Source organism: Kitasatospora sp. NPDC057692 (genome assembly GCF_042799475.1).
GTDB lineage: Bacteria > Actinomycetota > Actinomycetes > Streptomycetales > Streptomycetaceae > Kitasatospora.
The window spans coordinates 2,874-23,271 of sequence record NZ_JBHVIV010000026.1 but is presented as its reverse complement, the minus strand read 5'-3'; the positions used below and the strand labels follow the sequence as shown (position 1 = coordinate 23,271).

At 74.1% G+C, this 20,398-nt stretch carries 19 protein-coding genes; 4 read left to right on the top strand and 15 right to left on the bottom strand.

Features of this window, described 5'->3' with window-relative positions; translation table 11 throughout:
* Positions 1–24 precede the first annotated feature (24 nt).
* Positions 25–951 (bottom strand): AEC family transporter, encoded by a 927-nt coding sequence (locus ACFVFS_RS16790; protein ID WP_380624730.1) that lies wholly within the window; start codon positions 949–951, stop codon positions 25–27.
* A gap of 127 nt (positions 952–1,078) precedes the next feature.
* Between ACFVFS_RS16790 and ACFVFS_RS16785 the strand changes: the two genes are divergently transcribed.
* Positions 1,079–1,534: an HD domain-containing protein gene (locus tag ACFVFS_RS16785; protein ID WP_380624728.1), complete on the top strand. Its 456-nt coding sequence runs from the start codon at positions 1,079–1,081 to the stop codon at positions 1,532–1,534.
* Positions 1,535–1,541: 7 nt separating this feature from the next.
* Here ACFVFS_RS16785 and ACFVFS_RS16780 read toward each other — a convergent pair whose 3' ends face one another.
* The 13 genes from ACFVFS_RS16780 to ACFVFS_RS16720 form a co-directional block, all read right to left on the bottom strand.
* Entirely contained in the window at positions 1,542–2,834 is a 1,293-nt protein-coding gene (locus ACFVFS_RS16780) for a sulfatase (RefSeq protein WP_380624726.1), read from the bottom strand.
* Between the two features lie 3 nt (positions 2,835–2,837).
* Positions 2,838–3,863: a hydroxyacid dehydrogenase gene (locus ACFVFS_RS16775; RefSeq protein WP_380624724.1), complete on the bottom strand. Its 1,026-nt coding sequence runs from the start codon at positions 3,861–3,863 to the stop codon at positions 2,838–2,840.
* 103 nt (positions 3,864–3,966) lie between these two features.
* Complete coding sequence (locus tag ACFVFS_RS16770; protein WP_380624722.1) at positions 3,967–5,187, bottom strand: ROK family transcriptional regulator; 1,221 nt, start codon at positions 5,185–5,187, stop codon at positions 3,967–3,969.
* Between the two features lie 284 nt (positions 5,188–5,471).
* Positions 5,472–5,861 (bottom strand): transglycosylase SLT domain-containing protein, encoded by a 390-nt coding sequence (locus ACFVFS_RS16765; protein WP_380624720.1) that lies wholly within the window; start codon positions 5,859–5,861, stop codon positions 5,472–5,474.
* A gap of 549 nt (positions 5,862–6,410) precedes the next feature.
* Positions 6,411–7,304: a trypsin-like peptidase domain-containing protein gene (locus tag ACFVFS_RS16760; protein WP_380624718.1), complete on the bottom strand. Its 894-nt coding sequence runs from the start codon at positions 7,302–7,304 to the stop codon at positions 6,411–6,413.
* A 49-nt stretch (positions 7,305–7,353) separates the two neighbouring features.
* Entirely contained in the window at positions 7,354–7,710 is a 357-nt protein-coding gene (locus tag ACFVFS_RS16755) for a CU044_2847 family protein (protein WP_380624716.1), read from the bottom strand.
* A gap of 151 nt (positions 7,711–7,861) precedes the next feature.
* A complete protein-coding gene (locus ACFVFS_RS16750) occupies positions 7,862–9,391 on the bottom strand; it encodes a carboxyl transferase domain-containing protein (protein ID WP_380624714.1) in 1,530 nt (509 codons plus the stop codon).
* A 205-nt stretch (positions 9,392–9,596) separates the two neighbouring features.
* The gene (locus ACFVFS_RS16745; RefSeq protein ID WP_380624712.1) at positions 9,597–10,652 is read right to left on the bottom strand and encodes a substrate-binding domain-containing protein; all 1,056 of its coding nucleotides are present in this window, start codon (positions 10,650–10,652) and stop codon (positions 9,597–9,599) included.
* 37 nt (positions 10,653–10,689) lie between these two features.
* On the bottom strand, positions 10,690–11,739 hold the full coding sequence (locus ACFVFS_RS16740) for a substrate-binding domain-containing protein (protein WP_380624710.1): 1,050 nt from the start codon (positions 11,737–11,739) through the stop codon (positions 10,690–10,692).
* A 39-nt stretch (positions 11,740–11,778) separates the two neighbouring features.
* Positions 11,779–12,828 carry a substrate-binding domain-containing protein gene (locus ACFVFS_RS16735; protein ID WP_380624708.1) on the bottom strand — a complete coding sequence of 350 codons (1,050 nt, stop codon included), beginning with the start codon at positions 12,826–12,828 and terminating at the stop codon, positions 11,779–11,781.
* 296 nt (positions 12,829–13,124) lie between these two features.
* Positions 13,125–14,216: a hypothetical protein gene (locus tag ACFVFS_RS16730; protein ID WP_380624706.1), complete on the bottom strand. Its 1,092-nt coding sequence runs from the start codon at positions 14,214–14,216 to the stop codon at positions 13,125–13,127.
* 41 nt (positions 14,217–14,257) lie between these two features.
* The gene (locus ACFVFS_RS16725; protein WP_380624704.1) at positions 14,258–15,349 is read right to left on the bottom strand and encodes a substrate-binding domain-containing protein; all 1,092 of its coding nucleotides are present in this window, start codon (positions 15,347–15,349) and stop codon (positions 14,258–14,260) included.
* 192 nt (positions 15,350–15,541) lie between these two features.
* On the bottom strand, positions 15,542–16,168 hold the full coding sequence (locus ACFVFS_RS16720) for a DJ-1/PfpI family protein (protein WP_380624702.1): 627 nt from the start codon (positions 16,166–16,168) through the stop codon (positions 15,542–15,544).
* A 70-nt stretch (positions 16,169–16,238) separates the two neighbouring features.
* Between ACFVFS_RS16720 and ACFVFS_RS16715 the strand changes: the two genes are divergently transcribed.
* From ACFVFS_RS16715 to ACFVFS_RS16705, 3 genes are all read left to right on the top strand, one after another.
* A complete protein-coding gene (locus tag ACFVFS_RS16715) occupies positions 16,239–16,925 on the top strand; it encodes a TetR/AcrR family transcriptional regulator (protein WP_380624700.1) in 687 nt (228 codons plus the stop codon).
* 161 nt (positions 16,926–17,086) lie between these two features.
* Positions 17,087–17,647, top strand: coding sequence for a universal stress protein (locus tag ACFVFS_RS16710; RefSeq protein ID WP_380624698.1), 561 nt, complete (start codon positions 17,087–17,089; stop codon positions 17,645–17,647).
* Positions 17,644–18,012: a hypothetical protein gene (locus tag ACFVFS_RS16705; protein WP_380624696.1), complete on the top strand. Its 369-nt coding sequence runs from the start codon at positions 17,644–17,646 to the stop codon at positions 18,010–18,012. The genes ACFVFS_RS16710 and ACFVFS_RS16705 overlap by 4 nt, the downstream gene beginning before the upstream one ends.
* Positions 18,013–18,280: 268 nt before the next feature.
* Here the strand turns inward: ACFVFS_RS16705 and ACFVFS_RS16700 are convergent, their stop codons facing one another.
* Positions 18,281–19,924, bottom strand: a complete 1,644-nt coding sequence (locus ACFVFS_RS16700; protein ID WP_380624694.1) for an alpha/beta hydrolase — start codon at positions 19,922–19,924, stop codon at positions 18,281–18,283.
* Positions 19,925–20,398: the final 474 nt, after the last annotated feature.

Below are 20,398 nucleotides of genomic sequence, written 5' to 3'. Positions count from 1 at the left end.
CGCCGCCCACCCGGCGGCGGGCCGCTACGCCGGGCCGAGCGCCCAGGCGACCAGGGACAGGGTGGCCATCGAGACCAGGGTCGAGGCGAGCACCGCGTCCCGGGCGAAGGCGGCCCCGTGGCCGTACTCGCGCGCGTAGGTGAACGCGTTCTGCGCGGTCGGCAGGGCCGAGAACAGCACCACGGTGAGCAGCTGCTGCGGCGGCAGGCCGAGCACCAGCGCGCCGACCGCCCAGGCCGTCAGCGGCTGGACGAGGGTCTTCAGCACGACCGCCGTCCCGACCTCCAGGTAGCGGGAGGCGCCGGTGACGGCGGGCGGGTGGCGGAGCGAGAGGCCGAGGGCCACCAGGGCGGTCGGCACGGCCGCGCCGCCCAGCAGCTCGCAGGAACGATTCAGCTCGGCGGGCGGCCGCCACCCGGTCGCCGACAGCACGGCGCCGAGCCCCACCGCCAGCAGGATCGGGTTGCGGAGCGGCAGTGTGAGCGCGGCCCGCAGACCGGCCCGCCCGGAGTCCAGCACGGTCAGCACCGCCGGGGTGACCACCAGGATCTGGAACAGCACCACCGGGCCGACGAAGGAGGCGTCACCGAGCACCTGGGTGGCCATCGGGATGCCCAGGTTGGCCGAGTTGACGTACCCGGCGGCCATCCCGCCGAGCGTCCGCTCCGGCACCCCGCGGCCGAACAGCCGGTACGCGGCGAACAGCCCGAGCCCGCCCGCCACCACCGTGCCCGCGACGAACGCCGCCATCGACGGATTGGCGAAGCGGTCCAGCGGAGTGCGGGCGATCATCAGGAACAGCGCCGCGGGCATGGCCGCGTGGAAGACGAACCGGTTCAGCACCTGCTCGGCCTGCTCGCCGAGCAGGCCGCCGCGGCCGAGGAGGTAGCCGACGCCGGTCAGCGCCCAGATCGGGGCGAAACCGGACAGCAGCGGATGCGGGCTGGGCATGACTCCCTCGGTGCGGTCGCCGGCGGGGCCGGGATCGGCCGGGCGTCGGCAGTCAATCAGGCACCTTGGCGGCCCCGGCGGGCAGGCCCCCGCGCGGTCCGGCGGAGCCGGTGGCTACCATGGCGGGATGGAGCACCTGAGCCTGGCCGAGGTCGAACGGATCGCCCGCAGCGCGCACGCGGGGCAGACCGACAAGAACGGCCACCCCTACGCCGAGCACCTGGCGGCGGTCGCCCGCGGCGTGGCCGCGCGCGGCGGCAGCGAGGAGCAGATCGCGGCCGGCTGGCTGCACGACGCCGTCGAGGACGACGCGCTGACCCGTGAGTGGCTGGCCGGCGCCGCCCTCAGCGCCACCACCAAGGCCATCGTGGACGCGCTCACCAAGCGGCCCGGCGAACCGCTGGAGGAGTACACCGCGCGGATCCTGGCCACCCCCGGCGCGCTCGTCGTCAAGCAGGCCGACCTCGCGCACAACTCCGACCCGGTCCGGCTGGCGAGGCTGGACCCGGCCACCGCCGAACGCCTCGCCGCCAAGTACCGCCGCACCCGCGAACTGCTCGGCCTCGATCCGGCCTCGGACTGACGGACCGTCAATTCCCGTCGACAGCGGGAAGGAAGCGGGCGAACGGGTCGCCGGACCGGGCGCAGTGCCCGGCGAGCAGCGCGCGGAAGCGGTCGAGCAGGGCCGAATGCCGGGCGTCCACCGCCAGGTTGACCATCTCGCCCGGATCCCCGGCGAGGTCGAACAGCTGCTCCCGGTGGTCCCCCCAGGCGTAGCAGACGTACTTGTGCCGCCCGTCCCGGATCATCCGGCCGAGGGCGTTGTTGAACCCAGGCAGCTCCCAGCGGGTCTCCACCACCACGGTCTCCCGGGGTTCCGGCGCGCGCACGCTGCGCCCGGGCAGGCCGGGCGGCGCGGGGATCCCGGCCAGGTCGCAGAGGGTGGGCAGCAGATCGGGGCCGGTCGACACCAGCCGGTCGCTGACCTCGCCCGGCGTGCTGCCGGGCCCGCCGACCAGGAAGGGCACCCGCACCGACTCCTCGAACAGCGCCCACTTCTGGTTCCACCCGTGCGCGCCGGCGCCGTCGCCGTGGTCGGAGGTGAACACCACGACGGCCTCCCGGCCGGTCGCCCGCTCGTGCTCGCGCAGCGCGGTCAGCACGGTGCCGAGGTGCGCGTCCACCCGCTCGACCAGCGCGTAGTAGGCCTGCCGGTAGCGCCGCCAGTCGTCCTCGCGCCACTCGGCGGTGGGGTGGGTGTGCGCCCAGGCCCGCTGGGCGAGCCGGGGGAGCCGGGCCTCGTACGGCGCGGGCGGGAAGTTGGCGGGCAGCGGCGGGCACTGCGCGACGGGCGGCGGGTCGGGCAGCGGGCCGGTCCTCGGCTGCTGGCCGCGGGCCCATTCGCAGATGCCGTGCGGTTCCAGGAAGGAGAGCACCAGCAGGAACGGGCGCGGGCGCGGCCCGTGGAGGAACCCGGCGGCGGCGTCGGCGAGTCCGGCGTCGTCCCCGGCCGGGTGGAGGCGGCGGAAGCCGCGGTCCTCGGGGAGGTCGAGTTCGGGCAGGTGCCACTTGCCGCCGTAGGCGCAGTTGTACCCGGCCTCGGCGAACACCCGGCCCAGTAGCGGTTCCGGTGCCGTCCCGTCGGCGGCGGCGGCCTCGTTGCCGGTGACGCCGAGTGCGCTGGGCAGCCGCCCGGTGAGCAGACTGGCCCGCGAGGGCGCGCAGAGCGGCTGGGCGCAGTACGCCTGCCGGTAGCGGGTGCCGGCGGCGGCCAGCGCGTCCATGTGCGGGGTGGCGAGGTGCGGGTTCCCGGCGGCGCCCATCGCGTCCGCGGTCTGCTGGTCCGTCAGGACGACGAGCACATCGGGGAGGTCACGGGACACGGGTCAGGCCATCCGTTCGTAGGCGTGGCGCTCCAGGGCGTGGCGGAGCGGTTCGCCGAGGGTCCACCGCTCGAACTCGCCGACCACCAGGTCGCCGAGGCGGCGCCGCTCCAGCGCCTGGCTGCCGGCGAGGTGCGGGGTGACCACGGCGTTCGGCAGGCTGAACAGCGGCGAGCCGGGCAGTGGCGGTTCGGGGTCGGTGACGTCCAGCACGGCGAACAGGTCGGGCCGTTCGGCGAGGACGTCGAGCAGGGCCGGCTCGTCGAGGACGGCGCCGCGCGCGGTGTTGACCAGGGTGGCGCCGGGCTTCATCGAGGCGAGCAGACGCCGGCCGACCAGGCCCCGGGTCTCCGGGACGAGCGGGGTGTGGACGCTCACCACGTCGGCGGTGGCGAAGAGTTCCTCCAGGCCGACCGCCCGCACTCCGGGCGGCGGTGCGGCGTACGGGTCGTGGGCGACCACCCGCAGGTCGTAGGCGCGCAGCCGCTCGCAGACCAGCCGCCCGGTCTCGCCGAGCGACAGCACGCCGACGGTGGCGCCGTACGCGCCGGGGGCCCGGCCGACCCGGACCGGCGCGCGGGCGGCGCGGGCGGCGAGCACGTTCCGCCAGCCGTCCTTCAGCGCGTAGACGATCTGCGCGACGGTGAACTCGGCCACCGGCACGGCGTTGGCGTGGGCGGCGGTGGCGATCGGGATGCCGGCCGCCCAGAACTCCGCGGTGGCGATCCGGCGCACCGACCCGGCCGCGTACAGCACCAGGGCGAGCCGGGGCATCCGCTGCAGCGCGGCCGCGTCGAGCACGGGCCCGCCCCAGCCGGTGAACAGCACCTCGACGTCCCGCAGGGCGTCCGGCGTCGCGGCGAGCCGCTCGGGGGACCAGACCCCGCCGGGGGCGCCGGGGTCCTCGACCGGTTCCGCCCGTGCGAGCACCCGGGCGCGTGCCTCGGGGCCGTAGACGTCGGGGAACCGGGCCGGGTCCATGGCGAAGGCGGCCGCGAACATCCGGGTCTCCTTTGGTCGAGTGGCCACGAGGAGTTTCTATCACACTGAGAAATAGTGGGGCGGGGGGCGGCCCGGATGCGGCCCGGAGAGTGGCCGGGGTGTGGCCGGGGTGTGGCCCGGCCGGGTCGGCTCAGTGCGTGATGAAGGTGGCCCCGTCGACGAGTCGGACGGCGGCCGCGGCGGCGCCCACCAGCTCCGTGGTGGTCGAGTGCACCATCACCAGCCGCGGCAGCACCGGGACCCGGCCCTGCAGCCGGGACTCGATCGCGGGCAGCATCTCGCCGCCGCTCTCCCAGAGCAACCGCCCGCCGAGCGCGACGAGTTCGGGCCCCAGCACACTCGTCAGATTGGCCACCAGCAGGGCCAGGTCGTCGGTGAACTCGTCCACCAGCCGCACCGCCGCCGGCACGCCCTCCCGGGCCAGCCGGAACAGCTCGGCCACCCGCTCGGCCGACGTCCCCGAGACGGTCAGTCCGGCCTCCGCGATCCGCCGGTCGACGGCGTGGTCCCCGATCCGCGCCTGGGTGTCGCCGGTGCGGCCCAGCGGGCGGTCCAGCGCCCGGCGGTCGCCCATCAGATACCCCAGCGCCCCCGCCGACCCCAGCCGGCCCCGGTGCAGCCGGCCTCCCAGCACGATCCCGGCGCCGACCTCGATCCCGACCACCACCGCGGCGAGGTCGCCCACCCCGGCGGCCTCCTCGCCGTGCTGGACGGCCAGCGCGACCAGGTCCACATTGCTCTCGACCGCCACCGGGACGCCCAGCCGCTCCTGGAGCAGCGTGCGCAGCCGCAGGCCGGGCCAGTCCAGCGCCGGGGCGAACTCGACCAGCCCGGTCCGGTCGCGGACCACCCCCGGTACCCCCACCACCAGCGCGCGCGGCGCGCCCGCGTGCCGCGCGGCCCACGCCCGCAGCCCCTCGACCAGGGCCAGCAGCGGCCCGGTGAGGTCCTCGGCGGACGGCTCGCGGTCGCGCTCCGGTCCCAGGCCGGCCGCCCAGTGGTGCTCGGCCTCGTGCAGCACGGCGCCGTGCAGGTCGGTGACCACCCCGACGATCCGGCGCGGCCGCATCGCCACCGCCAGGACGGTCTGCGCCCCGGCGTTGTAGCGGATCAGCTGCGGCGGGCGGCCGCCGCTGGACGGTGCCCGCTCGGCCTCCACCACGACCAGGCCGGCCGTGCGCAGCACCTCGACCAGCCGGTGCACGGTCGCCGTCGACAGCCCGCTCTCGGCGGCCAGCCGCTGCCGGGACAGCGACCCGTGCCGGCGCAGCACCTCCAGCAGCACGGTCTGGTTGACCTGCGCCACGGTCTGCGTGGTGGCGGTCGCCGGGGTGCGGGGGGACTTGGGCACCGGGTGCTCCTCGGGCGGGGCCGGGCGGGGCCCGAACGGCGGCGTGGCGGGACTTCGTCTCGGCCCGAATATATCCGAGCCGGATCCGGGCGGCCGTGCGCGGAGCGGGGCCGTCCCGTCCGGGGCGGATCGGCCCGGTACGGAGCGTGACGGTCCGGGAACGCCCGAAGGCCCGGCCGCGCGGATTGCGCGCGGCCGGGCCTTCGGTCACCCCGGTGGTCCCTGTCCGACCCCGGGGTGAGGGGGGACAGATGGTCCGGTGAAGTCGACTACCGCTGGTCGGCTCAGTACCAGTGGTGGGTCTGCCAGAACGCCCAGGCGTTGTTCGGGCTGCCGTAGCGGTCGTTCATGTAGTCCAGCGCCCAGCGGATCTGGGTGGTGGGGTTGGTCTTCCAGTCGGCGCCGTGCGTCGCCATCTTCGAACCCGGCAGCGCCTGCGCCAGGCCGTACGCGCCCGAGGACGGGTTGGTCGCGGTCACGTTCCAGCTGGACTCGTGGGCGATGATCTGGCTGAACGAGGCGAGCTGGTTCGCGGGCACGATCTGCGCGGCGATGGTCTGCGGCGTGGCGGCCGAAGCGGTGGCGGGCACCAGGCCGGCACCGAGGGCGGTCACGGCGGCGGCGCCGGCGAGAACGGCGGCAGAGGTGCGCATACGAAGCTTGAAAGCGGGCATGAAGAACAAGACCTCAATCAGGTTGGGCCGGCGTTCGCCCCGCCCGGACCGTGGCCGGACAGGGGCCGAAACGGTCGCGGGGCGTGCGCCGGACAGTCGTGGTGAAGAGCCGCACTCCGGTGGGACAGGTACCGAGTGCGGCCGGCGACGAGACCAATTGTTGCCAGATGGGTTTGCCCGCTGCCAAGACCCCTCCGCTACGACGCCGCGTCGTAGCGATCTCGCGCACCGTCGATTCGAAGGCCCCCCGCCGGGCCCGCTGACCTGCGGCGCAGCCGTCCCCGCCGCGGTACCGGCCCGAGCACTACCGCCCGTCGTGCCGAGGGAATCCTTGTGAGCGCCCTCACCGCCCGGCGCCCCCGGACGTCACCCACCGCCACGGGCGACTCCACGCCGAGTCGCGGTTGATCTGAGACCGGCACCACAACGGGTGTGCCGGGACTGGGATTTCGAGTGGTCCGAGCCGCCTCGTGCCGGTGCCCCGCCGGGTGGCACGGATGGAATCCGCGACACCCGGCGGGGCACCAGTCATACAGCCGGTCACTGATCTCAGTGGTTGCGGCGGCGCCTGGTGAGGGCGAGGGTGAGTCCGCCGATGATCAGCAGTGCGCCTGCGATGCCGGCGACGGTGAGGACGGCGGTGCCGGTGCGGGCGAGGATGCCGGTCGGCTCGGGGGCCGCGGGCTTGCCGGGCGCGACCGGTTCGGGTTCGACCTTGACCGTGGCGGTGGCCTCGGGGGAGGTGGCTCCGTTGCCGGCGGCGGTGGCGGTGTTGACGACCTTGCCGCGCTGGGCGTCGTCGGTGGTGACGGTGTGGGGCTTGGTGGTGCACGTCATCGTCCCGCCCGGGGCCAGGCTGGTCCGGGGGCAGGTCACTTCGCCGGCGGTGGGGTCGTTGACCTTGATGTCGGTGACGGTGATGGTGCCCTGGTTGGCGACGGTGAGCTTCCACTGGATGGTGTCGCCGGTGTCGGTCTTTCCGTTGCCGTTGACGTCGGTGGTTTCGGCGGTCTTGACCAGGTCGAGGGCGCCCTGTCCGTTGGACAGGACGGTGGTCTCGGACGGCGGCGACACCGGGGGCTCGCCGCGGGGCGGGGTTCCGGTGGAGGTGGCCGTGTTGCGGATCGTGCCGGCCCCGAACGACCGCACCTGGTGGCCCCGACAGCCCTCCGGGGAACCCCGCGGCAACGCCGCCGTCCCCGGGACGGTCCGGGCCGGGCGGACGACGGCCACGTCCTCGCCGTCGTGCTCGCGCCACGGCTCCGCCAGGACGTCGCCCTCGACCAGGGGCGCGCCCGCCACGTTGGGGAAGGCCGGCCGCACCTGTTCGCCGGGGCCGGCCCCGGCGGCGCGCACGACGTGGGCACAGGTCAGCAGGACGTCCTCGCCGACCAGGAAGCCCGCTCCGACGACCGCGCCGTCCGGCCCGAGCACCTGGGCCACGGCCGGAAGCAGCTCACCCGCGCGACCACCGATCGGCGGCCGGTCCGCCTCAGCCACCGGACGGGCCGGGTCGGCCGGCGGCCGGAGCGCCGGGGCCGCCCTGCCGCCACAGCGCTCTCACCAGCAGGTGGCAGTTGGCGCCGCTCCTGGTGATCACGGCCCCGGCCTCGACCGAGAGGTCGACGCCGAACTCCACCGCGATCTCGTCGGGACCGATCCGGCGCAGTTCGTCGAGCGCCACGTGGGCGGCCGTGGTGACCGGGACGAGGGCTCCCCGCAGCGTCGTCGGCAGCTCGCGGATGGCCTCGCCGACCCGGCCGGCCTTCACCGGCCCCTCCGCGCCGCCGGGTGCCTCGATCAGCACCCAGCCGCCGTCCTCCAGGGGAATGCGAGCCAGACCTGCCATGGCCCCCTCCTTCGGCGTCGTGCGCGTCGCGGTTCCTCGCATCGTCATCCGCAGTCAGGAGCGCTGCACCCGGGTCCGGCCATCCGGACGACCCCGGCCCGGGGCCCGGGCCGCTCGCGCCCCGGCGGGCCGGCACCGGACCGGGTGCGGGTCACTCGGCGGCCAGGACGTCCCCCAGACGGCGGTGGCGGGCGGCCCGGGCGGTGAGGCGGGTGCGTTCGGGGACGGCGGTGAGGGCGGCCAGGGCGGTGGCGGCGGCGTGGCCGAGGCGGGCGCAGAAGGCGGCGGGTTCGTCGGCGGCGTCGGGGAGTTCGGGGACCACGGTGTCGACCAGGCCGACGGCCGCGAGGTCGTGGGCGGTGATGCCCTGGGCGCGGGCCAGTTCGGGGGCGTGGGCGCCGTCGCGGTGGACGATGGCGGAGGCGCCTTCCGGCGGGAGCGGGGCGAGCCAGGCGTTGGCGGCGGCGAGGACGCGGTCGGCGGGGAGGAGGGCCAGGGCGCCGCCGCCGGAGCCCTGGCCGAGGAGGACGGCGAGGACGGGGGTGCGCAGGGCGAGCAGGGTGGTGAGGCAGTGGGCGATCTCGACGGCCACGCCGTCCAGCTCGGCCTGGACGGAGAGTTCGGCGCCCGCGGTGTCGACCACGGTGACGAGGGGGAGGCCGAGCTGCTCGGCGAGGCGGGCGGTGCGGCGGACGGCGCGCAGGTCGGCGGTGGTGAAGGGGCGCTCCCGGGCGCCGGCCTGGCGCTGCTGGCCGACGACCACGGCGGGCTGCCCGTCCAGGACGGCGAGCGCCCGGACGAGCGCGCCGTCGCGGCCGCCCGGGGCGTCGAGCAGGACCAGTTCCTCGGCGGTGCGGCGCAGCAGCTCGCGGGTGCCGGGGCGGTCGGGTCGGCGGGTGCGCAGGACCGCCTCCCAGGCGTCGGGGCGCTCCGCGGGTTCGGCGGGTTCGGCGGGTTCGGCGGACGCCGCGGGTCCGGCGGTGGGGACGGGCAGCGGTCGGCGGGTCAGGACGGACAGCGAGCGGCGCAGCACCTCGCGCAGTTCCTCGGGCTCCACCACCGCGTCCACCAGGCCGCGTTCGGCGAGCGTCTCGGCGCACTGGACCTCGGGGGGAAGCTCGACGCCGCGCAGTTCCTCGTACACCCGCGGGCCGAGGAAGCCCAGCCGCGCCCCCGGTTCGGCGAACACCAGCTGCCCGAGCGTTCCCCAGGAGGCGAACACCCCGCCCATGGTCGGGTTGCGCAGGTAGGTGAGGTACGGCAGTCCCGCCGCCCGGTGGGCCTGGACGGCGGCGGTGATCCGCAGCATGCAGAGGAAGGCGGCCGTGCCCTCCTGCATCCGGGTCCCGCCGGAGACCGGCAGGGCGACCAGCGGGAGGCGTTCGGCGGTGGCCCGTTCCACGGCGCGGGTGATCCGTTCGGCGGTGGCCACGCCGATGGACCCGCCGAGGAAGCCGAACTCGGAGGCGACCAGGGCCACCGCCTCCCCGCCGATCCGGCCGAGGCCGGTGAGCACCGCCTCGTCCACGCCGGTCCGCTCCCGCGCCCGGGCGAGGCTCGCCCGGTAGCCGGGGTCGGCGGGCTCGGCGGCGGACCCGGCGGTGGGTTCGTCCCAGCTCCGGTAGCTTCCGGGGTCGACCAGCAGCCCGATCAGCTGGTGCGCTGTCAAGGAGACGCCCATCTGTTCCACCCCATCGCGTGATCCGGGTCCGCGCCGACGAAGATCACCCTAGGGGGAGCGCGGAGCGCGGGGCGGGATTGCGCGGCGGGTGTGAGGAGGCCGACAGCCTCGGGCCGTGCTCCGCCCGGGCGCCCGTCGCCGACCCCGCCCCGGCAAGCCGTCGGCCCCGGACGCGCCGCGCGCCCGGGGCCGACGGAGGGTGGTGTCAGGAGTGCGTCGTCGAGCCGCAGGCCGTGGCGGGCAGTGGCCGGAACCCGTGGATGCGGATGGCGTACTGCGCGTCGGGGGACCGGCAGACCCAGCCGGTCCGGCCGAAGATGTTGCGAAGCGCCTGGCCGCGGGCGCCCGGGCTGATCCAGTCGACCTCGCGCACGACGGTGTAGAGCACGAATCCGAAGCTCGCGGAGTAGGCCGCCGGGACCACGGCCGCGGCCGGGTCGAGCGAGGCCATCCCGTTCATCGCGCGCGGCGTGAGGAGGCCGGGCTCGTCGCCGGGCCGGCCGAGTCCGCCGTAGACCTGGCCGATGTAGTGGCCGACCGAGTAGGGGACGATCGCGTTGGGGTCGTGCAGGAGCGCGTCGGTGCCCTGGTTTTCCTGCTCGCCGGTGGTGACGCACGGACCGGGCGTGGGGAACGGGCCGGGGCCCTCCAGACTGTCCAGCATCTGGAGGAACGCCCGACGGGTCTCCGACGGGAAGCGGGGAAGGACCGGCCGGATCTCGGCGTCGGGCAGCGACGGGCTGATCTGCCGCCAGTTGGTGTGGAGGCAGCTGTAGATGAGCCGCAGCTCGGACGCCGAGAGGTTGACCGGAGCGTTGCCGCCGACCGGGGCGGCCCAGGCCACCGCGTCCTTGGCCAGGGCCACGAAGGTGTCCGTGACCGGGTCCTCGGGCTGTGGGCCGCGGTTGCTGCGGGCGAAGTCGACGGTGTCGGGGTAGGCGGTCAGCGCGGTGATACCGCTGTTGGGGCCGTAGGGGCGACTGATGGCCGCCGCACCGGCCTTGGGGGTGATCGGCGACGCCCCGGTGGCGTCCCAGCTGTACAGCCGGGGGGACACGGTGTCCCCGGCGGCGGCCAGGGAGGCGTTGTAGTCGGTGGAGAGCCGGTTGTACAGCTGCTCCGTGGTCGCCGATCCCGTACCGACGACGTCGGTGGCGGTGGGCTGGGACAGCGGGTCGGCGAGGGCGGGGGTGGTGGCGGTCAAGGCCAGGGCGGAGGCGAGGGTGAGGGCCGAGGCGGCCCGGGCGGCGAGGCGGAGCATGGCGTGAACTCCCCTTCGGGAAAGGGTGGGTGGTGGTTCAGATGTGCGTGGTCGAGCCGCAGGCGCCGGCGGGGATGGTCAGGAAGCCGTAGCTGCGGATGAGGGGTGCGCCGCCGTTGGTCCGGCAGATCCACCCGGACCGGCCGAAGATGTCGCGCAGCGCCTGGCCGTGGGCGTCGGATGCCGTCCACTCGGCCTCGCGCACCGCGTTGTACAGGACCCGGCTGAAGGCCGTCGCGGCGAACGGCTGGCTGATCTGCCGATTGGACGTGTCCACCGGGGCGATCCCGTTGACGGCGCGGGGGACCAGCACGCCGGGCTCGTCGCTCGGACGGGCGTGCCCGCCGTAGACCTGGCCGACGTAGCGGCCCACGGAGTACGGGACGAGCACGTCGGGGTCGTGCAGGAACGCCTCGGTGCCCTGGTTCTCCTCGACGCCGCTGACCACGCAGTTCCCGACGCCGGGCAGGCCCGTCAGGCCCACGGAGCGCAGGAACATCTGGCGGACCTCCGACGAGATGATCGGCAGGACCGGCTTGATGGTCGCGTCGGGCAGGGCCGGGTCGATCTGCCGCCAGTTGGTGACGTTGCAGGCGTAGATGTCGGCCAGCTGGCCGGTGGTGAGACTGCCGGGGGCGTGTCCGCCGGTCGGGGCGGCCCAGCTCACCGCGTCCTTCGCCATCGCGACGAACACGGTACTGGACACGTCGCCGACCTGCGGCCCGCGGGTGCTGCGGGCGAAGTCGACTGTGCCGCTGGTGGTGATGGTCAACGCCGTGATGCCCGCGTTGCTCGTGTTCGGCCGGTAGATCGAGGTGGCCCCGGTCTTGGGGGTGATGTACGTCGTACCGGTGGTGTCCCAGCTGTAGAGGCGGGGTGAGGTGGTGTTTCCGGCGGCGGTGAGGAAGGCGTTGTAGTCGGTGGAGAGCTGGTTGAACAGCTGCTCCGTGATCGCCGTTCCCACCCCGACGATGTCGGTGGCGGCGGGCTGGGGCGGGTCGGCGAGCGCGGGGGTGGTGGTGAGCGCGAGGGTGGAGACGAGGGCGAGGGCGAGGGCCGAGGCAGCCCGGGCGGCGAGGCGAAGCACGAAGTGGACTCCCGCTCTGGGAAGAGGACCGGTGGTGGATCAGGCGTGCAGGGACGATCCGCAGGCGCCGACGGGCAGCGGCAGGAAGCCGTAGCTGCGGAGGACGGGCAGGCCGCTGTTGGAGCGGCAGATCCACCCGTTCCGGCCGAAGATGTCGCGCAGGGCTGTTCCCTGGGGGCTGGTGGCGTTCCACTCGCTCTGGCGCACCACGGTGAAGAGCGCGTAGGCGAAGTCCGTGTTGCCGAAGATGTTGGAGAGGGTGTGGGTGACCGGGTCCACCGGGAGTATCCCGTCGAGGGGGCGGGGGACCAGCGCGCCGGGTTCGTCGCCGGGGCGGGCGTGGCCGCCGTACACCTGGCCGATGTAGTGGCCGACGGAGTAGGGGACGATCGCGTCGGGGTCGTGCAGGATCGCGTCCGCGCCCTGGTTCTCCTGCGCGACCTCGGTCAGGCAGGAGCCGGGCATGACGGGTCGGTCCGTGAGGCCGAGCGCCTGGAGGAACGCCCGTCGGGCGTCCGTGCCGTACGGTGGCAGGACGGGCCGGATGGCCGCGTCGGGGAACGCGGCGCCCAGCTGCCGCCAGTTGGTGATCGCGCAGGCGTAGATGTTGTTCAGGGCGATCTTCGAGAGCTCGCCGGGGGCGTGGCCGCCGGTCGGCGCGGCCCAGCTGACCGCGTCCTTCGCCAGGGGGACGAACAGGTCGGTGGGGATGTCGCCGGGCTGCGGCGGGCGGTTGCTGCGGACGAAGTCCACGGTCTTGGAGTCGGTGTTGTCCAGCGTCGTGATTCCGTTCTTGGTGCCGGACGGGCGGAAGATCGGGACGGCCCCCGCCGCAGGGGTGATGTACGTCGTGCCGGTGGCGTCCCAGCTGTAGAGGCGGGGCGAGGTGGTGTTCCCGGCGGCGGCGAGCGAGGCGTTGTAGTCGGCGGAGATCTGGTTGAACAGCGCTGCCGTCACCCCGGATCCGACGCCGACGATGTCGGTGGCGGCGGGTTGGGGCGGGTCGGCGAGGGCGGGGGTGGTGGCGGTGAGGGCCAGTGCGGAGGCGAGGGCGAGGGCCGAGGCGGCCCGGGCGGCGAGGCGAAGCACGGCGTGGACTCCCGGTCGGGGACGGTGGCGGGCGGGGCACCGGCATCCTCGGCCCGCCCGCCCGCGCCCGGAACCCCCAGGAACCTGGGGGTTCCGGGTCCCCGCAGGTCATTCCCGCCGGGCCCGCACCCCGCCGCCAACTCTTCTTCCACCGGTGGCCCCCCGGCTACCGTCTCCCCCGCCATCGCGGCGTCCGCGTTCGTGGTCGGGTCACCGACCCGCGGGAGGCGGCCCGGGCAGCGAGGCGGAGCATGGCCTTGACTCCCGGTCGTGGAAGGAGGGCGCGGGAGGTCGGGTCAGGCGTGGCGCGTCGAGCCGCAGGCGCCGACGGGCAGGACCCGGAACCCGTAGCTCTTGATGGCGGCGGCAGCGACGGCGTTCTTGCAGATCCACCCGGTGACGCCGAAGACCTTGTGCAGGCCGGCGGCTGTCGCGGTGCCATTCCAGTCGGCCTCGCGCACCACGTTGAAGAGCCACCGCCCGTAGGACGTGTTCGAGAAGGCACTGGACATCCGATTGTTCGTGGGGTCCACCGGGGCGATTCCGTCGATGCCGCGGACGGTGAGGATGACGGGATCGTCACCCGGGCGGGTGTGGCCGCCGTAGACCTGGCCGACGAAGCGGCCGACGGAGTAGGGGACGATCGCGTTGGGGTCGTGCAGGAGCGCGTCCCAGCCCTGGTCGCCGCGTTCGACGGTGCGCACGCACGAGCGGTCGCTGGGGCCGTCGGTGCCCGCGGGCGGGTACTTGATGGCCTTGAGGAAGAAGTCCGAGGACTCCATCGGTGCGCCGGTGACGCCCGACCGGTCGACGGAGAGGTGGCCGGCGAGTACGGGGACGATGGTGGCGTCGGGCAGTGCGGGGTTGATCTGATTCCATTTGGTGACGCGGCAGTTGTAGATGTCGGACAGGTCGTGGGTGGTCAGGTTCTGCGGGGCGTTGCCGCCGGCGGGCGCGGCCCAGCTGACCGCGTCCCACGCCATGGCGACGAACAGGTTGCCGGGGAGGTCGTTGGCGTTCGGGACACGGGTGGTGCGGACGAAGTCGATGCTGCTCCTGGTGGTGGCGTTCAACGCCGTCAGCCCCGGGTCGGTCCGGTCCGGGCGGGCGATCGTGGTCGCGCCGGCCTTGGGGGTGATCGCCGTGGTCCCGGTGGAGTCCCAGCTGTGGAGGCGGGGCGAGGTGGTGTCCCCGGAGGCGGTGAGGAAGGCGTTGTAGTCGGTGGAGAACTGGGTGAACAGGGTCTCGGTGACGCCCGCTCCCACGCCGACGATGTCAGTGGCGGCGGGCAGCACGGCCGGGTCGGCGCCGGCGGGGGTGGTGGCGGTGAGGGCCAGGGCGGTGGTGAGGGCGAGGGCCGAGGCGGCCCGGGCGGCGAATCGGAGCACGGGGCGGACTCCAGGTGGTGGAAGGGGCCGTGGACGTTCGGTCAGGCGTGGCGCGTCGAGCCGCAGGCTCCGACGGGCAGGACCCGGAACCCGTAGCTCTTGATGGTGGCGGTGGCGCCGGCGTTCTTGCAGATCCACCCGGTGCTGCCGAAGACCTTGCGCAGGGCGTTCGTTGTGGAGGCGCTGTTCCAGTCGGCCTCGCGCACCACGTTGAAGAGGACCCGACCGTAGGACGTGTTCGAGAAGGTGGGGGACATACTCCTGTCCAAGGAGTCCACCGGGGCGATTCCGTCGATGCTGCGGACGGTGAGGATGACGGGGTCGTCGCCGGGGCGGGAGTGTCCGCGGTAGGCCTGGCCGATGAAGCGGCCGACGGAGTAGGGGACGATCGCGTTGGGGTCGTGCAGGAGTGCGTCCCAGCCCTGGTCCCCCCGCTCGACGACGCGCACGCACGAGCGGTCGCTGGGGCCGTCGGTGCCCGCGGGCGGGTAGTTGATGGCCTTGAGGAGGAAATCCGAGGACTCCATCGGTGAGCCGGTGACGCCCCACCGGTCGACGTAGAGGTGGCCGGCGAGCACGGGGACGATGGTGGCGTCGGGCAGTGCGGGGTCGATCTGCTTCCAGTTGGTGACGCGGCAGTTGTAGATGTTGGACAGGTCGGACGTGGTCAGGTTCTGTGGGGCGTTGCCGCCGGCGGGCGCGGCCCAGCTGACCGCGTCCTTGGCGAACGCCACGAACAGGTTGCCGGGGAGGTCGTTGGCGCCGGGGAAGCGGGTGGTGCGGACGAAGTCGACGGTGCTGCTGGTGGTGGCGTTCAGTACCGCCAGGCCCGCGCCGCTCTGGTCCGGACGGTTGATCGGGGTCGCGCCGGTCTTGGTGGTGATCTGGGGAGTGCCGGTGGTGTCCCAGCTGAAGAGGCGGGCCGAGGTGGTGTCCCCGGAGGCGGCGAGGAAGGCGTTGTAGTCGGTGGAGAACTGAGTGAGCAGGGTCTCGGTGACGCCTGCCCCCACGCCGACGATGTCGGTCGCAGCCGGCAGCGCGAGCGGGTCGGCGCCGGCGGGGGTGATGGCGGTGAGGGCCAGCGCGGAGGCGGCGGCGAGGGCCGAGACGGCCCGGGTGGCGAGGCGGAGCATGGTGTGAACTCCCTTGCAACCGAGGGTGGATGTTCCCATCACGGGCATCCTCGGTCCGTCCGTCCCACCCCCGGAAGTGCCCGGGAATCCGGCGCACGCGACCCCCGCAGGTCACCCCCGTCGCCCGGAGGATCCCGCCACCGCCTGTTCTTCCACCGGTGTCCCCCCGGTCACCGCCCCTCCCACCCCCGGCTACACCGGCGGCCGCGGGTCGTACTGGATCCCGTACCGCACCCGGCGGGCGCGCTCCACCGAGGCGAGCCGGGCCACCAGGTGCAGCGACATGTCCATCCCCGCCGAGATCCCCGCCGAGGTGATCACGTCCCTGTCGTCGACGAACCGGTCCTCCCGCCGCACCTCGGCGGTCGGCTCCAGCTCGGCCAGCAGGTCGAGCGAGGCCCAGTGCGTGGTGACCGGCCGGCCGCGCAGCAGGCCCGCCTTCGCGTACACCAGTGCGCCGGTGCAGACGCTGGTCATCAGCGGCACCGCGGCGGCCAGCTCCCGCACCCGCGCCAGGTGTTCCTCGTCCGCCAGCAGCGGCCGGGTGCCCTGCCCGCCGGGGTGCACCACCACGTCCGGGGCGGGCATCGACGCCCACGAGTGGTGCGCCTGCACGGTGAGTCCCTTGGCGCACTCCACCGGCCCGCCGTCCCGGGAGACGCACGAAACCCGCCAGCCGTCCTCGGGGAAGTTCCGCGTCCAGTAGGCGAGCACCTCCCACGGGCCGATGGCGTCCAACTCCTCGACGCCGGGGAACAGCAGGATCGCGATGTGGCGGAGCCGTTCGGGCGGCCCGCCGGTCTGGGCGCTGGTGTCCATGGCCCTGGATTCAAGCAGGGTCCCGACGCTCCCGCCCGGCAATAAACGACCCGGTTGCTAGGGTCGGGGCATGGCAACGAGCAGAACGGGCGGCGGAGCGAACCCCCCGGCACGGCTGCGGCGCGACGCGCAGCGCAACCGTGACCTGCTGCTCGCCACCGCCCGGGACCTGTTCGCCGCGCACGGGCTGGACGTGCCGCTCGACCAGATCGCCAAGGAGGCGGGCGTCGGCAACGCCACGCTCTACCGGCACTTCCCGACCCGCGAGGCGCTGATCGGCGAGGTCTTCGCGGACGCCGCCCATCTGCTGGACGAGGCCGGCGCCGAGGCGCTCGCCACCGAGGACGCCTGGAGCGCCATCGAGCGCTACTTCGCGCGGATCTTCGAACTGGTCGCCGCCGACCGGGGCATCAACGACCTGGTCACCCAGGCCATCCCGACCGTCCCCGGGATGATCGAGATCAGCCGGCGCAACGCCGAGACGGTCGGCGCCCTGGTCGCCCGCGCCCAGGAGCAGGGCACCCTGCGCACCGACGTCGTCACCATGGACCTGCTGTTCATGCTCGGCCCGCTCTGCCGCGCGCTGCCCGCCACCACCGACCTGCGCCCCGACCTGTGGCGCCGCTACCTCGCCCTGCTGCTCGACGGCTTCCGCACCCGGGCCACCCACCCGCTGCCGGTCCCGCCGATCGGCGAGGAGCACCTGGACCGGATGTTCGCCGACCTCTGGGAGGCCGACGGGCCCGGCACCGCCTGAGCACCCGGCACCGCCTGAGCGGCCTCCGCCGCCGCGTCAGGAACCCGTACGGACCGGGCCCGCCCGCGTCAGGGCTCCGTCAACGAACCGCCCGCCCCCCTCCGCCCCGGCTTGGCTGGATCCGACAGCACCAGCCACCACCCGCGAGGACGGACAGCACCATGGCGGACGAGCCGACAGACCTCACCAGCGCGACCGGGCTTCCGGTCCCCGGGGACGACGGCCGCGGCCGGGTCGTCGTCGGCGTCAGCGGCTCGCTCGGCAGCCTCGCCGCCCTGCACCGCGCCGTGGCCGAGGCCCGCCGGCTCGACGCCGAGGTGCTCGCCGTGCACTGCTGGACCCCGGTCGGCGGCGAGTTCGGCTACCGCCGCTCGCCCTGCCCGCCGCTGCTGTCCGCCTGTCGCGACGCCGCCGCCACCCGGCTGCGCGACGCCCTCGACCAGGCCTTCGCCGGAGCCTGGTCCGGCGTCCGGCTGCGCAGCATCGCCGTCCGCGGCGAGACCGGCCAGGCCCTGGTCCGCTGCGCCGACCGCCCGGACGACCTGCTCGTCCTCGGCGCCGGCGGCCGCGGCACCCTCGCCCGCGTCCTGCACCCGTCGATCACCGCCTACTGCGCCCGCCACGCCGGCTGCCCGGTCCTCGCCGTCCCCAAGCCGCCCCTCCAACGCGAACTGGAGGCCCTGCAGCGCCACCCGCGCACCCGACTGACGGCGAGCGCATGACGGCCCGCCTCGCCCCCTCGGCGGCGCTCGCGGTCTCCCTCACCGCCTCCGCCGCGCTGCTTCCGGCGCTCGCCGTCCTCGGCGAACTCCGCCCCACCTGGGTGGCCCTCGCCGCCTACGCCGCCCTCTGCGCCGCCGTCGGCCGCCGCTCCCGCCCGCCCGCCGCCCCGCTGATCGGCCTGGCCGCCTGGCTCTTCCACAACGGCTTCGTCGAGAACCACCACGGCACCCTCACCGCGTCCGCCCCGGAGGCCCTCCACCTCCTCCTGCTCGCGGCCACCGCCCTCGCCCCCGCGCTCCTCCCCGGACGCCCCGGGACCGGAAGCCCCCGGACCGGACGCACCCCCTACGACCTCGCCGCCTGAACCACCCGGCCTGAACCACCCGGCCTGGAGCACCCGGCGCGAACCACCCGGCCGGACCGCCGTTCACCGGCGGTTCGGGCACCCGTTCCGACCTGGTAGTGTTCTTCCTGTCGGGAGGAAGTGATTCCTCCTCAGGCGTCAGCGGTGCTACCAGAGCACGTCCCACTTTCAGTGGGGAGAGTCCGTGCAACCCGGGCCTGGCGCTCCATGGTCAAGCGGGCCCGGTACCTCTTCAGGTACCGGGCCCGCTCGCGTTTCCGGCGGTCCGTCAGCGCAGGACGCCGCGGACGGCCTCGGGGTCGGCGGGGGAGAGCGGGGCGGCGGTATCGGTGGCGGCCTTGGCGGCCGGCGGCGGGGTCACGTAGACCGGGGCGGGTTCGGCGGTGGGGGCGCAGGTCTTGGCGATCCGGCCCTTGCCGTTCGGCAGGCTGCCGTCGCGGAGGTAGGCGGTGAAGGCGTCGTCCAGGCAGGCGTTGCCGTGGAACAGGATCTCGTGGAAGCTGCCGCCGTCCTGCACGACGAGCTTGGCGCTGGGCAGCGCGTCGCGCATGGCGAGCCCGCCCTCGTACGGGGTGGCGCCGTCCTCGGTGGACTGGAAGAGGAGGACGGGCGGCAGGCCCTTTCCGGTGATCTTCAGCCGGCCGGCCCGGTTGCCCTCGTAGGGCCAGAACATGCAGGCGGCGTTGTACCACATGTTGTTGTAGGTGTAGAAGGGTGCGACGGCGTTGACCTCGGCCTGGTCCTTCTTCCAGTACTCCCAGTCGCGGGGCCAGGCGTTCTCGGTGCACTGGACCGCGTTGTAGGCCGGGAACGAGCCGTCGTCCGGGCCGGGGGCCGCGTAGCGGTTGTAGGCGATGGCGAGCGGCCGGGTGTCGTGCTGGTTCACGTACGCGGAGATCACGGTGGCCATCCGGGGCCAGCGCAGGAAGTTGTAGCCGCCGCCGTAGAAGGTGTCCTCGAACTCGGCGGGCCCGATCTTCCCGACGGCCGGGGCGGCGTCCACCGGGTCGGTCCGCAGGGCGGCCTCGACCTGGTCGTAGGCCCGCTTCACCCCCGCCGGGTCGGTGCCGAGGTGGTAGACGGAGTCGGCCTTGGCGGTCCAGGCGGCGAAGGCGTCGAAGCGGCGCTGGTGCTCCTTGTCCTGGAGCTTGTTGTGCTCGTACCAGGTGATGGTCGGCCCGACGATGCTGTCGAGGACCATCCGGCGCACCCGGGAGGGGAACAGCTGCCCGTAGGTCGAGCCGAGCGTGGTGCCCCAGGAGCCGCCGTAGAAGTTGATCTTCGGCTCGTGGAGCGCCCGCCGGATGCTGTCCAGGTCGCGCGCGTTGTCGACGGTGGTCATGTGCGGCAGCAGCCAGGACCACTGCGCGGCGCAGTCGGAGGCGTACCCGGCGGCCTTCTTCAGCCAGGCCTTCGCGGTGCCCTGGCTCGGCTGGTAGTCGGGGCGCTCGGCGTCGAAGTAGTCGGGGTCGCAGACGACATGGGGCTCGCTGCCGTTGGTGCCGCGCGGGTCGAAGCCGATCCAGTCGTAGGTCGAGGCGACGTCGGCCGGGATCTGCCCGGAGATGAAGGCGGGCATCCAGAGGCCGGAGTTCCCCGGACCGCCGGGGTTGAGCAGGATCGGCCCCTGGCGCTTCTCCTTGGGCGCGGTGGCCGGGAGCCGGTTCAGCTTGATCTTGATCTTGCGTCCGCGCGGCTCGGAGTAGTCCACGGGCACGTCGAGCATCGCGCACTGCAGCGCGGGCGTGGCCGGGTCCTCGCACGAGCTCCACGCCAGGGTGCCCTGCCCGGTGTCGGCGAGCACGCTCTCGGGGCCGAGCCCGCCGGCCCCGGGTTCGGCCCCGACGGCGACGGCGCCGCCGAGGACGGCGATGGCGGTGGCGGTGGACAGTAAGGCGATGACTTTTCTCATGGGGAGCATGATGTGATATGTGCAATGGCACAGCTACTCGACTGACGGGACGTTATGAAGCTGTGACGGCAGCGTGGTTCGGTGCCGGCGACCGTTCGTGGTCCGGCGCACCCCGCCCGGCCTGGTAGTGTTCATCCCGTCGCGAGGGAGATGATCTCTCGTCAGGCGTCAGTGGTGCTACCAGAGCACGTCCCACTTTCAGTGGGGAGAGTCCGTGCGACCCGGGCCTGGCGCTCCAAGTCGGAAGGGCCCGGCACCTGTTCGTTCAGGTGCCGGGCCCTTCCGCGTGTGCGGGTGAGTGGTTGCCGAAGGTTCTCCTGCGGTTCGGGCACCCGTTCCGACCTGGTAGTGTTCTTCCTGTCGCGAGGGAGATGATTCCTCGTCAGGCGTCAGTGGTGCTACCAGAGCACGTCCCACTTTCAGTGGGGAGAGTCCGTGCGACCCGGGCCTGGCGCTCCAAGTCGGAAGGGCCCG